The 12,464-nt window shown below is 61.9% G+C and carries 10 protein-coding genes; 9 read left to right on the top strand and 1 reads right to left on the bottom strand.

Annotated features, from left to right (window positions below; all coding sequences use genetic code 11):
- Nucleotides 1-4 precede the first annotated feature (4 nt).
- From murD to lpxC, 9 genes are all read left to right on the top strand, one after another.
- Nucleotides 5-1,351 (top strand): UDP-N-acetylmuramoyl-L-alanine--D-glutamate ligase, encoded by a 1,347-nt coding sequence (gene murD, locus J9870_RS24085; protein ID WP_210640754.1) that lies wholly within the window; start codon nucleotides 5-7, stop codon nucleotides 1,349-1,351.
- Between the two features lie 2 nt (nucleotides 1,352-1,353).
- Entirely contained in the window at nucleotides 1,354-2,565 is a 1,212-nt protein-coding gene (ftsW, locus tag J9870_RS24080; protein WP_176689625.1) for a putative lipid II flippase FtsW, read from the top strand.
- Complete coding sequence (gene murG, locus J9870_RS24075) at nucleotides 2,555-3,625, top strand: undecaprenyldiphospho-muramoylpentapeptide beta-N-acetylglucosaminyltransferase (protein ID WP_210640752.1); 1,071 nt, start codon at nucleotides 2,555-2,557, stop codon at nucleotides 3,623-3,625. Before ftsW ends, murG begins: the two co-directional genes overlap by 11 nt.
- On the top strand, nucleotides 3,618-5,078 hold the full coding sequence (gene murC / locus J9870_RS24070; RefSeq protein WP_210640750.1) for a UDP-N-acetylmuramate--L-alanine ligase: 1,461 nt from the start codon (nucleotides 3,618-3,620) through the stop codon (nucleotides 5,076-5,078). Before murG ends, murC begins: the two co-directional genes overlap by 8 nt.
- The gene (locus J9870_RS24065) at nucleotides 5,075-6,040 is read left to right on the top strand and encodes a D-alanine--D-alanine ligase (protein ID WP_210640748.1); all 966 of its coding nucleotides are present in this window, start codon (nucleotides 5,075-5,077) and stop codon (nucleotides 6,038-6,040) included. Before murC ends, J9870_RS24065 begins: the two co-directional genes overlap by 4 nt.
- Before the next feature lie 3 nt (nucleotides 6,041-6,043).
- A complete protein-coding gene (locus tag J9870_RS24060) occupies nucleotides 6,044-6,910 on the top strand; it encodes a cell division protein FtsQ/DivIB (RefSeq protein ID WP_025215394.1) in 867 nt (288 codons plus the stop codon).
- Between the two features lie 14 nt (nucleotides 6,911-6,924).
- Nucleotides 6,925-8,184 (top strand): cell division protein FtsA, encoded by a 1,260-nt coding sequence (gene ftsA / locus J9870_RS24055; protein WP_003178237.1) that lies wholly within the window; start codon nucleotides 6,925-6,927, stop codon nucleotides 8,182-8,184.
- 97 nt (nucleotides 8,185-8,281) lie between these two features.
- Nucleotides 8,282-9,475, top strand: a complete 1,194-nt coding sequence (gene ftsZ / locus J9870_RS24050) for a cell division protein FtsZ (RefSeq protein ID WP_063324491.1) — start codon at nucleotides 8,282-8,284, stop codon at nucleotides 9,473-9,475.
- 112 nt (nucleotides 9,476-9,587) lie between these two features.
- Nucleotides 9,588-10,499: a UDP-3-O-acyl-N-acetylglucosamine deacetylase gene (gene lpxC, locus J9870_RS24045; protein ID WP_030139673.1), complete on the top strand. Its 912-nt coding sequence runs from the start codon at nucleotides 9,588-9,590 to the stop codon at nucleotides 10,497-10,499.
- A 314-nt stretch (nucleotides 10,500-10,813) separates the two neighbouring features.
- On the opposite strand, the gene J9870_RS24040 is transcribed toward lpxC, so the two are convergent.
- On the bottom strand, nucleotides 10,814-12,310 hold the full coding sequence (locus J9870_RS24040) for a sensor domain-containing diguanylate cyclase (protein WP_210640746.1): 1,497 nt from the start codon (nucleotides 12,308-12,310) through the stop codon (nucleotides 10,814-10,816).
- Nucleotides 12,311-12,464: the final 154 nt, after the last annotated feature.

Below are 12,464 nucleotides of genomic sequence, written 5' to 3'. Positions count from 1 at the left end.
ACGAGTGTCTCTGATCGCTTCTGACCACTTCCGCATCGTTGTCGGCCTCGGCAAGAGCGGCATGTCCCTGGTTCGCTTCCTGGCGAACCGGGGCGTGTCGTTTGCTGTGGCCGATACGCGGGAAAATCCACCTGAGCTGGCCACGCTGCGGCGTGACTATCCCCAGGTGGACGTGCGTTGTGGCGAGCTGGATGTCGAATTCCTGTGCCGCGCCGATGAGCTCTACGTGAGCCCCGGCCTGGCCCTGGCGACTCCGGCCCTGCAGGCGGCGGCTGCCCGTGGCGTGAAATTGTCCGGCGACATCGAGCTGTTCGCGCGCAACGCCAAGGCGCCGATCATTGCCATCAGCGGTTCCAACGCCAAAAGCACCGTCACCACCCTGGTGGGCGAGATGGCGGCAGCGGCCGGCAAGCGCGTCGCCGTGGGCGGCAACCTCGGTACTCCGGCGCTGGACCTGCTCAATGACGACGTCGAGCTGTACGTGATGGAGCTGTCGAGCTTCCAGCTGGAGACCACTGACCATCTGGGCGCCGAAGTGGCGACCGTGCTCAACGTCAGTGAAGACCACATGGACCGTTACAGCGGCCTGCCGGCTTACCACCTGGCCAAGCACCGGATCTTCCGTGGCGCCCGGCAAGTGGTGTTCAACCGCCAGGACGCCCTGACCCGGCCATTGTTGGGCGAGGGGTTGCCGTGCTGGTCCTTCGGCCTGGGGGTTCCGGATTTCAAAGGCTTCGGGCTGCGCGAAGAGAATGGCGAGAAATACCTGGCCTTCGAATTCCAGAACCTGATGCCTGTGCGCGAGCTGAAGATTCGTGGCGCCCATAACCAGGCCAACGCCCTGGCTGCCCTGGCCCTGGGGCACGCGGTCGGCCTGCCGTTCGATGCCATGCTGGCGGCCCTGCGCACGTTTGCCGGTCTCGAGCACCGCTGCCAGTGGGTTCGCGATCTCGATGGCGTGGCTTGGTACAACGATTCCAAGGCCACCAACGTCGGTGCTGCACTGGCGGCCATTGAAGGGCTGGGCGCGGATATCGAAGGCAAACTGGTGCTGATCGCCGGTGGCGACGGCAAGGGTGCCGACTTCAAGGATTTGCGCGATCCGGTGGCGGCCAACTGCCGTGCCGTGGTGCTGATGGGCCGCGACCGCGAATTGATCGCCCAGGCGCTCGGCGATGCCGTGCCGCTGGTGCGTGTCGCTTCGCTGGATGAAGCGGTGCAGCAGTGCCGCGCCCTGGCTCAACCGGGCGATGCAGTCCTGTTGTCGCCGGCCTGCGCCAGTTTCGACATGTTCAAGAACTATGAAGAGCGCGGGCAGCTGTTCGCCCGGGCCGCGGAGGACTTGGCATGAGTCTGATGAACATCATCAAGCCGTACCCGTCGCCGCTGATCACCGGGCGCGGCATCGACCTGGATTTCCCGATGCTCGCCGGTTGCCTGGCGCTGCTGGGCCTGGGTCTGGTGATGATCACGTCCGCGTCGTCGGAAGTGGCGGCCGTGCAGTCAGGCAATACGCTTTACCACATGATCCGCCACCTGATTTATCTGGTGATCGGCTTGGGCGCGTGCATCGTCACCATGATGGTGCCGATCGCCACTTGGCAGCGCCTGGGCTGGATGATGTTGCTCGGTGCCTTCGGCCTGTTGGTGATGGTGCTGTTGCCTGGGATCGGCCGCGAGGTCAACGGCTCGATGCGCTGGATCGGTTTCAGCTTCTTCAACGTACAGCCTTCGGAAATTGCCAAGGTCTTCGTGGTGATCTACCTCGCCGGTTACCTGGTGCGGCGCCAGAAAGAAGTACGCGAGAGCTGGATGGGCTTCTTCAAGCCATTCATCGTGTTGCTGCCGATGGCGGGCCTGCTGCTGATGGAGCCGGACTTCGGCGCCACGGTAGTGATGATGGGTGCGGCGGCGGCGATGCTGTTCCTCGGAGGCGTCGGGCTGTTCCGTTTCACCCTGATGGTCGCGCTGGCGGTTGCGGCGGTAACGGTGCTGGTGCAGGCGCAACCCTACCGGATGGCGCGCCTGATCACCTTTACCGACCCGTGGGCGGACCAGTTCGGTTCCGGCTATCAATTGACCCAGGCGCTGATCGCCTTCGGTCGCGGCGAATGGCTGGGCGTAGGCCTGGGCAACAGCGTACAGAAGCAGTTCTACCTGCCAGAAGCCCATACCGACTTCGTGTTCTCGGTCCTGGCCGAAGAACTGGGCGTCGTGGGCTCGTTGTGCACCGTGGCGCTGTTCGTGTTCGTCTGCGTGCGTGGCATGTACATCGGCCTGTGGGCGGAGAAGGCCAAGCAGTTTTTTGCCGCGTACGTGGCGTATGGCCTGTCGTTCCTGTGGATCGGCCAGTTCCTGATCAACATCGGCGTGAACGTCGGCCTGTTGCCGACCAAGGGCCTGACGCTGCCGTTCCTCAGTTATGGCGGCAGTTCCCTGGTGATCTGCTGTGCCTGTCTCGGCTTGTTGCTGCGTATCGAATGGGAGAGTCGAACCCATTTGGGCAGCGAAGAGATGGAGTTCCAGGAGAGCGACTTCGCCGAGGAGCCGACTCATGGGCGCTAACGTGCTGATCATGGCCGGCGGTACCGGCGGACATGTGTTCCCGGCGCTGGCCTGTGCCCGGGAGTTCCAGGCGCGCGGCTACACCGTGCACTGGCTGGGGACGCCACGGGGTATCGAGAACGAACTGGTGCCTGGCGCGGGCCTGGAGCTGCACCGGATCGACGCCAGTGGCCTGCGCGGCAAAGGCAAGTTGTCGTTGCTCAAGGCACCGCTGATGCTGCTGCGGTCGGTCTGGCAGGCGCGGGCGATCATCCGTCGGTTGCGACCGATATGCGCAGTGGGGTTTGGCGGTTATGTGACCGGTCCTGGCGGTGTTGCGGCGAAATTGGCCGGTGTGCCGGTGATCGTTCACGAACAGAACGCCGTGGCCGGTACCGCCAATCGGTTACTGGTGCCGTTGGCCGCCCGGGTCTGTGAAGCCTTTCCCGACACCTTTACCCTGTCGGGCAGCCGCCGCACCACCGGTAATCCGGTGCGAACCGAGCTGTTCCTCGATACACCGCGCCCGGCCCTGGCCGGACGCAAGGCGCGTTTGCTGATCCTGGGCGGAAGCCTGGGGGCAGAACCGTTGAACAAATTGCTGCCCGAAGCCTTGTCGCAGGTCGCCCCCGAACTGCGCCCGGAAGTGTTTCACCAGGCCGGCAAAAACCACGATGAAGTGACCGCCGAGCGCTATCGCGCCGCAGGCGTGGAGGCGCAAGTGCAGCCTTTCATCAAAGACATGGCCCAAGCCTATGGCTGGGCCGACCTGGTGGTCTGCCGCGCTGGCGCGCTGACTGTCAGTGAACTGGCTGCCGCCGGTCTGCCCTCGATGCTGGTGCCTTTGCCCCACGCCATCGACGATCACCAGACCCGCAACGCCGATTATTTGGCCCGTGAAGGCGCTGCCTTCCTGATGCCGCAAAGAACGACTGGCGCCGCGGATCTTGCCGCGCGCCTGACAGAGGTTTTGATGCAGCCGCAAACACTCGAAGACATGGCCCGTGCCGCCCGCCGCCTGGCCAAACCCGATGCCACGGCCCAAGTGGTCGATACCTGCCTGGAGGTGGCCCATGGTTGAGAATCGCAAAGCCATGCCGCAACCGGAAATGCGCCGTATCCGCCGTATCCACTTCGTCGGTATCGGCGGCGTGGGCATGTGCGGGATCGCCGAAGTGTTGCTGAACCTGGGCTATGAAGTCTCTGGTTCCGACCTCAAAGCGTCCCCGGTGACCGAGCGCCTGGAGTCCTTCGGCGCCCACATCTTTATCGGTCACCGTGCCGAGAACGCCGCCAATGCCGACGTGTTGGTGGTCTCCAGTGCCGTGAACACCTCCAACCCGGAAGTCGCCACCGCCCTGGAACGCCGTATTCCCGTGGTGCCTCGGGCCGAGATGCTGGCCGAGCTGATGCGCTATCGACACGGCATCGCCGTCGCCGGTACCCATGGCAAGACCACCACCACCAGCCTGATCGCTTCGGTGTTCGCTGCCGGGGGCCTGGACCCGACCTTCGTGATCGGTGGGCGCCTGAATGCCGCGGGCACCAATGCCCAGCTGGGCACCAGCCGCTACCTGATCGCCGAAGCCGATGAGAGCGACGCAAGCTTCCTGCACTTGCAGCCGCTGGTGGCCGTGGTCACCAACATCGATGCCGACCACATGGCGACCTACGACGGTGACTTCAACAAACTGAAGAAAACCTTCGTCGAGTTCCTGCACAACTTGCCGTTCTACGGTTTGGCGGTGGTGTGCCTGGACGACCCGGTGGTGCGCGAAATCCTGCCACTGATCAAGCGCCCGACCGTGACCTACGGTTTTGGCGAAGAAGTCGACGTGCGCGCCATCAACGTGCGCCAGCAGGGCATGCAGACGTTCTTCACCGTGTTGCGTCCGGATCGCGAACCGTTGGACGTGTCAGTGAACATGCCCGGCAATCACAACGTGCTCAACGCCTTGGCGACCATTTGCATCGCCACCGACGAAGGTGTCAGCGATGAAGCCATCGTCCAGGGCCTGTCCGGGTTCCAAGGTGTGGGCCGACGCTTCCAGGTCTACGGCGAACTGCCGGTGGAAGGTGGCAACGTGATGCTGGTGGACGACTACGGCCATCACCCGACCGAAGTCGCGGCGGTGATCAAGGCTGTGCGTGGTGGCTGGCCGGATCGGCGCCTGGTGATGGTCTACCAGCCGCACCGCTACAGCCGCACCCGCGACCTGTACGACGATTTCGTCCAAGTGCTGGCCGACGCCAACGTACTGCTGCTGATGGAAGTCTATCCGGCCGGTGAAGAACCGATCCCCGGGGCCGACAGCCGTCAGTTGTGCCACAGCATCCGCCAGCGTGGCCAGTTGGACCCGATCTACATCGAGCGCGGCGTGGAGCTGGCGCCACTGGTCAAGCCGCTGTTGCGCGCTGGCGACATCCTGTTGTGCCAGGGTGCCGGTGACATCGGCGGCCTGGCCCCGAAACTGTTGAAAAGTCCGTTATTCGCCGGGGCAATCGTGGCTTCCAGCGAGGGGAAACTGAAATGACTGCTGCCTACGCCAACCTGGTCTCGACCCTTGAGCCGAAAGCCTTCGGCCGCGTTGCCGTATTGTTCGGCGGCAAGAGCGCCGAGCGCGAGGTGTCCCTCAAGTCCGGCAATGCCGTGCTGCAAGCCCTGCAAAGCGCCGGTGTCGACGCATTCGGCATCGACGTGGGCGACGACTTCCTGCAACGCCTGTTGAACGAAAAGATCGACCGCGCATTCATCATCCTTCACGGCCGCGGCGGTGAAGACGGCAGCATGCAAGGCTTGCTCGAATGCCTGGGCATTCCCTACACCGGTAGCGGCATCCTGGCGTCTGCCCTGGCGATGGACAAGCTGCGCACCAAGCAGGTCTGGCACAGCCTCGGCATTCCGACGCCGCGTCACGCCGTGCTGGCGTGCGAGGCCGATTGTATTTCGGCGGCCACGGAACTGGGCTTCCCTTTGATCGTCAAACCGGCCCATGAAGGTTCAAGTATCGGCATGGCGAAAGTGAATTCGCTGCCTGAGTTGACCGCGGCATGGAAAGACGCCAGTTCCTACGATTCGCAAGTGTTGGTGGAACAGTGGATCAGTGGTCCCGAGTTCACCATCGCCACCCTGCGTGACCAGGTGTTGCCCCCGATTGCGCTGGGCACCCCGCACACGTTCTACGACTACGACGCCAAGTACGTCGCCAACGATACCCAGTACCGCATTCCCTGCGGGCTGGACGCCGCCAAGGAAAAAGAACTGATGGACCTCACGGCCAAGGCCTGTGAGGCGCTGGGTATCGCCGGCTGGGGTCGGGCGGACGTGATGCAGGACGCCGATGGGCAGTTCTGGTTCCTGGAAGTCAACACCGCCCCCGGCATGACCGATCACAGCCTGGTACCGATGGCGGCCCGCGCCGCCGGCCTGGATTTCCAGCAACTGGTGCTGTCGATCCTGGCCGCCAGTGTCGGCCATCAAGAGCCAAGAGGTTAAGCCATGCAAGGCGCATCGCTTCGTCATCAGCCATCCGCACCCGGTCGCAAGCCGGTGCCGCGGGGTGCCAGCCGGATGGTGGCCAAGGAGCCGATGTCGGCGCGTCTGCCGAAAGCCAATTTTGGCTTTCTCAAGAGCCTGTTCTGGCCAGTGCTGCTGGTGGCGTTGGGGTTCGGTACTTATGAAGGCGCCCAACGGCTGTTGCCATATGCCGACCGGCCGATTGCCCGGATCAACGTCCAGGGCGACCTGAGCTACATCAGCCAGCAGGCGGTGCAGCAGCGGATCGCCCCGTTCGTGGCCTCGAGCTTCTTCACTATCGACCTGGCGGGCATGCGCACGGAGCTGGAACAGATGCCCTGGATCGCCCATGCCGAAGTCCGCCGGGTATGGCCCGACCAAGTGTCGATCCGCCTGGAAGAACAACTGCCGGTGGCCCGTTGGGGCGACGAGTCGTTGCTGAACAACCAGGGCCAGGCGTTTACGCCGCGGGAACTGGCCAACTATGAACATTTGCCACAACTGTTCGGCCCGCAGCGGGCCCAGCAGCAAGTGATGCAGCAGTACCAGGTGTTGAGTCAGATGTTGCGGCCACTGGGCTTCTCCATCGCGCGCCTGGAGTTGCGTGAGCGCGGCAGCTGGTTCCTGACCACTGGCGCGGGCAGCTCGGGCCCGGGCATCGAGCTGTTGCTCGGTCGCGGCAACCTGGTGGAAAAGATGCGCCGTTTCATCGCCATCTATGACAAGACGCTTAAAGAACAGATTACGAACATTGCGCGCATCGATCTGCGCTACGCCAACGGCCTGGCTGTTGGCTGGCGGGAACCTGTAGCGCCCACGACGGCCGCACCCGCCGTCGCGAAGAATTAAGAAGAGGCAGGACCATGGCAAACGTGCAAAGCGGAAAAATGATCGTCGGTCTGGATATCGGCACTTCCAAGGTGGTAGCGCTGGTAGGCGAGGTCGCGGACGACGGCACGCTGGTCATCGTCGGGATCGGTACCCACCCGTCCCGTGGCTTGAAAAAGGGCGTGGTGGTGAACATCGAGTCCACCGTGCAATCGATCCAGCGCGCCATCGAAGAAGCGCAGTTGATGGCCGGTTGCCGGATCCACTCGGCGTTCGTTGGCGTGGCGGGTAATCACATCCGCAGCCTGAACTCCCACGGTATCGTGGCGATCCGTGATCGCGAAGTCAGCTCCGCCGACCTCGAGCGTGTACTCGACGCGGCCCAGGCCGTGGCGATCCCGGCCGACCAGCGGGTGCTGCACACCCTGCCGCAGGATTACGTGATCGATAACCAGGAGGGCGTTCGCGAGCCCCTGGGCATGTCCGGCGTGCGCTTGGAAGCCAAGGTCCACGTGGTCACCTGCGCAGTGAATGCAGCGCAGAACATCGAAAAGTGCGTGCGCCGCTGTGGCCTGGAAATCGACGACATCATCCTCGAGCAACTGGCCTCGGCCTACTCGGTGCTGACCGACGACGAGAAAGAGCTGGGCGTGTGCCTGGTGGACATCGGCGGCGGTACCACCGACATCGCGATCTTCACCGAAGGCGCCATTCGCCATACGGCGGTGATCCCGATTGCCGGTGACCAGGTGACCAACGACATCGCCATGGCGTTGCGCACTCCGACCCAATACGCGGAGGAAATCAAGATCCGCTACGCCTGCGCCCTGGCGAAACTGGCCGGTGCCGGTGAAACCATCAAGGTGCCAAGCGTTGGCGACCGTCCACCGCGCGAGCTGTCGCGCCAGGCCCTGGCCGAAGTGGTCGAGCCGCGTTACGACGAGCTGTTTACGCTGATCCAGGCCGAACTGCGCCGCAGTGGCTACGAAGACCTGATCCCGGCCGGCATCGTGCTGACCGGCGGTACCTCGAAGATGGAAGGCGCGGTCGAACTGGCCGAAGAGATCTTCCACATGCCAGTGCGCCTGGGCGTGCCCCATGGCGTCAAGGGCCTGGATGACGTGGTCCGCAACCCGATTTATTCCACCGGCGTGGGCCTGTTGATGTACGGCCTGCAGAAGCAGTCCGACGGGATTTCGTTCTCGGGCATCGGCAGCCGCGACAGTTATAGCAATGACGAGCCGAAGGCGCCGCTGTTCGAGCGGCTCCAGGCTTGGGTCAAAGGCAATTTTTAAACCAGATTCAAAGCTTCACGCGGCAAGCCCGGCTTGGCGCAGGAAGATGCAGCAAACGCAGTAGGCGAAAAAACTAGAGAATGAAAGGAGAGGGAAAATGTTCGAACTCGTAGACAACATCCCCGCTAGCCCGGTTATCAAAGTAATCGGTGTCGGCGGTGGCGGCGGCAACGCTGTCAACCACATGGTCAAGAGCAACATCGAAGGCGTCGAATTCATTTGCGCCAACACTGATGCCCAGGCGCTGAAATCCATCGGCGCGCGGACCATCCTGCAACTGGGCACTGGCGTGACCAAAGGCCTGGGCGCCGGCGCCAACCCTGAAGTCGGTCGTCAGGCCGCTCTCGAAGACCGTGAGCGCATTGCTGAAGTCCTGCAAGGCACCAACATGGTGTTCATCACCACGGGCATGGGCGGCGGTACCGGTACCGGTGCGGCGCCAATCATTGCCGAAGTGGCCAAGGAAATGGGGATCCTCACCGTTGCGGTGGTGACTCGTCCGTTCCCGTTCGAAGGCCGCAAGCGCATGCAGATCGCCGACGAAGGTATCCGTCTGCTGTCTGAAAGCGTCGACTCGTTGATCACCATCCCTAACGAGAAGCTGCTGACCATCCTCGGTAAAGACGCAAGCCTCTTGTCGGCTTTCGCCAAGGCCGATGACGTACTGGCCGGTGCCGTTCGCGGTATCTCCGACATCATCAAGCGTCCGGGCATGATCAACGTCGACTTTGCCGACGTACGGACTGTCATGAGCGAAATGGGCATGGCGATGATGGGCACTGGCTGCGCCAGCGGTCCGAACCGTGCACGCGAGGCCACCGAAGCGGCCATTCGCAACCCGTTGCTCGAAGATGTGAACCTGCAAGGTGCACGCGGCATCCTGGTGAACATCACCGCCGGTCCTGACCTGTCCCTGGGTGAGTACTCCGACGTGGGTAGCATCATCGAAGCCTTCGCTTCCGAGCACGCGATGGTCAAGGTCGGTACTGTTATCGATCCGGACATGCGCGACGAGTTGCACGTCACCGTGGTTGCCACTGGTCTGGGCGCGAAAATCGAGAAACCTGTGAAGGTCATCGACAATACCGTTCACACTTCCATGGCTTCGCAACCGCAACAACAAGTGTCTGCCCGTCAGGAAGCGCCTGCGGTGAACTACCGTGACCTGGACCGTCCGACCGTCATGCGCAACCAGGCCCAGGCCGGTACTGCGACTGCCGCGAAGATGAATCCGCAAGACGATCTGGATTACCTGGACATCCCGGCATTCCTGCGTCGTCAGGCCGATTGATGAAATGTATCAGGGGGATACGGGTGATTGGTGTTCAGCAAAGGTCTGGTCTGCTATCATCGCCAGCCTTTGTTGATACCAGTTCGCAATTTGCGCTGAAGCGGCCCATGCCATGATTAAACAACGCACCCTGAAGAATATTATCCGTGCCACAGGTGTCGGCTTGCACTCCGGCGAGAAGGTCTACCTGACCCTCAAGCCCGCGCCTGTCGATACCGGCATCGTGTTTTGTCGTGCCGACCTCGACCCTGTGGTGCAGATTCCTGCTCGCGCGGAAAACGTTGGTGAAACCACTATGTCGACCACGTTGGTCAACGGTGACACCAAAGTGGACACGGTGGAGCATTTGCTCTCGGCCATGGCTGGCCTGGGCATCGATAACGCCTACGTCGAGCTCTCCGCGTCCGAAGTCCCGATCATGGATGGCAGTGCCGGACCCTTCGTATTCCTGATTCAATCGGCTGGCCTGGAAGAGCAGGACGCCGCCAAGAAGTTCATCCGCATCCTGCGGGAAGTGACAGTTGAAGACGGCGACAAGCGCGCCACTTTCGTCCCTTTCGAAGGTTTCAAGGTGAGCTTCGAGATCGATTTCGATCACCCGGTTTTCCGTGACCGCACCCAGAGTGCAAGCGTGGATTTTTCCAGCACTTCGTTCGTAAAAGAAGTCAGCCGCGCCCGTACCTTTGGTTTCATGAGTGACATCGAGTACCTGCGCAAGCACAACCTCGCACTCGGCGGCAGTGTTGAAAACGCGATCGTGGTTGATTCCGACGGTGTGCTGAACGAAGACGGCCTTCGTTATGAAGACGAATTCGTCAAGCACAAGATCCTCGATGCAATCGGCGACCTCTACCTGCTGGGCAATAGCCTGATTGGTGAGTTCAAGGGCTTCAAGTCCGGCCATGCGCTGAACAACCAGCTGCTGCGCAAGTTGATTGAGCAGAAAGATGCTTGGGAAGTCGTGACGTTCGAAGATGCCAGCACCGCACCAATCTCTTACATGCGTCCTGTAGCGGCCGTGTAAGCAAAAAACCTCTCTAGTTTTTTAAGGGCTGCCTTTGGGTGGCCTTTTTTTATGGCTGCTTTCTGGGGCGTCTGTGGCGATAGGGGGTAATGCTGTTTTTTTGGGTTGGGTTGGTTGGGGTACATATCCGTTGCTGCGGTAACGGCTGCTTATGGGTGTACACCAATCAGAGCTGTTTGGGCTGGACCTGTGGGAGCCGTCTTGCTCGCGAAAGCGGCGGGTCAGTTTGCGGTGATGTTGGACCGCCAGTGGCCGTTACCGCAGCAATGGATGTACACACCTACCCAAATCGAATAGCCACAGGAAGGGGGCCGTTACATCGCACAAACCACACGATTACGCCCACTGGCCTTGGCCTGGTAAAGCGCCTTGTCCGCGGCGAACATGAGTTGTTCGAGTTCGCCATACGGCCCTTTGGCCCAAGTGGCGATGCCGATGCTGACCGTCATGGGAGCATCACCATCGAGGGCGGGTGGCAATTGCTCCACCGCTTCGCGAATGTTCTGGGCCATGGTAAAGGCTCCGGCGGTGGTGGTTTCCGGCAGTACCACCGAGAACTCCTCACCGCCGTAGCGCGCTGCCAGGTCGGCCGGTCGGCGGACGTGCCTGCTGATCAACTGCGCCAGGGTGCGCAAGGCCTCGTCACCGCGTTGATGGCCAAGACGATCGTTGAAGGCCTTGAAGTGATCGGCATCGATCATCATGACTGACAGTGGTTGACCGGAGCGCTGGGCGCGCAGCCATTCCTGTTGCAGCGTATCGTCCAGGGTCCGGCGGTTGGCCAGGCCCGTCAGAGAATCGATGGATGCCAATTGGGCCAGTTCCCGCTCAGCGGCGTGGCGGCGCCGCAGTTCGTGGCGCAGCAGCCAAGTGAGCCAGAGTAGACCGATGCACAGTGCGCCTGTAGCGCCGCTGACCAGCAGCGCCGTACGTTGCCACGAAGCAAAAACTTCCTGGGCCGAGAGCGCGACCACAACGATCAACGGCAAGTCGCCTACCTGGGAAAAGGTGTACAGGCGCAGCGTCTGGTCCTGGCCAGACAGGCTGGTGAAACTGCCATTGCCTTCGCGCAGGATGCGCACGAAGTTCGGTCGGTTACTGAAGTCCCTGCCTGTCAGGTCTTCGGCCAAGGGCGGTTCTTGGGCCAATAGAATACCGTCTCGGCTGACCAGGTTGACCGTGCCGCCATGACCGATGTTCAGGCTCTTGAACAATTGGTTGAAGTAGTTCAAGCGCATCGCCGCCTCGGCAACGCCTATGAATTCGCCCCGTTCATCGCTCAGCCGACGACTGAAACTGATGCGCCAGTCCTGCGCGTGACTTCTGGACCGAAACGGGCGGCTGATCATCATGTCCAGGCTCGGGTCTTGGACGTGGGATTGGAAATACTCCCGGTCGGCGTAATTGCCTTTGCGCGGTTCGATCGAGGCGGAGTCGGCGACCACGTCGCCATGCTTGTCGAGCAGCAGGATGTCACCCTTGTAGGGCGCGGCGGTGGCGCGGTCGAACAGCGCCAGATGGCGAATCGTCGGCGAAACGTCTTTCAGGTCGTCGCGTTTGGCTGCGGCGACCAGACCTTGCAGCGACAGATCGTAGAGCTCCACATTGCGCAGTACATCGGCGTCGATAAGTTGCACGATATTGGTCGCCGCACGTGTCGCTGCCTGCTGGGCGGCGGCATGTTCGCGGATCAGCAGAAAAGTCACGATGCTCAGGATGGCAATGACAACCAGCGAGCTGGCCAGTACGAGTACCCGCTCCGAACGTATCGAAAACGGGGTGTTGCCGGGTGTCGCACTGCTCGCGCTCATGGTTCCGATGTCTGTAGTGTCATGTGGCTGGGATCCGTCCCAAAGGATGCATCACGGGCAATGAACCAGATGCTGGCCTTTTGCTGATTGTGCTTGGATCGGAGGGAGTGGGCAATCGGTGTTCGCGTTATAACTGTAGGCGCCGACGCAGGCT

The sequence above is a fragment of the Pseudomonas sp. Tri1 genome (genome assembly GCF_017968885.1).
Lineage (GTDB): Bacteria > Pseudomonadota > Gammaproteobacteria > Pseudomonadales > Pseudomonadaceae > Aquipseudomonas.
Note: the sequence above shows the minus strand (reverse complement) of the source record. Positions and strands in the feature narration are given on the sequence as shown.

Coding starts and splice junctions, on each gene's coding strand:
- murG (WP_210640752.1), top strand. CDS start 2,555: ATGGGCGCTAACGTGCTGATCATGGCCGGCGGTACCGGCGGACATGTG.
- murC (WP_210640750.1), top strand. CDS start 3,618: ATGGTTGAGAATCGCAAAGCCATGCCGCAACCGGAAATGCGCCGTATC.
- J9870_RS24065 (WP_210640748.1), top strand. CDS start 5,075: ATGACTGCTGCCTACGCCAACCTGGTCTCGACCCTTGAGCCGAAAGCC.
- J9870_RS24060 (WP_025215394.1), top strand. CDS start 6,044: ATGCAAGGCGCATCGCTTCGTCATCAGCCATCCGCACCCGGTCGCAAG.
- ftsA (WP_003178237.1), top strand. CDS start 6,925: ATGGCAAACGTGCAAAGCGGAAAAATGATCGTCGGTCTGGATATCGGC.
- ftsZ (WP_063324491.1), top strand. CDS start 8,282: ATGTTCGAACTCGTAGACAACATCCCCGCTAGCCCGGTTATCAAAGTA.
- lpxC (WP_030139673.1), top strand. CDS start 9,588: ATGATTAAACAACGCACCCTGAAGAATATTATCCGTGCCACAGGTGTC.
- J9870_RS24040 (WP_210640746.1), bottom strand. CDS start 12,310: ATGAGCGCGAGCAGTGCGACACCCGGCAACACCCCGTTTTCGATACGT.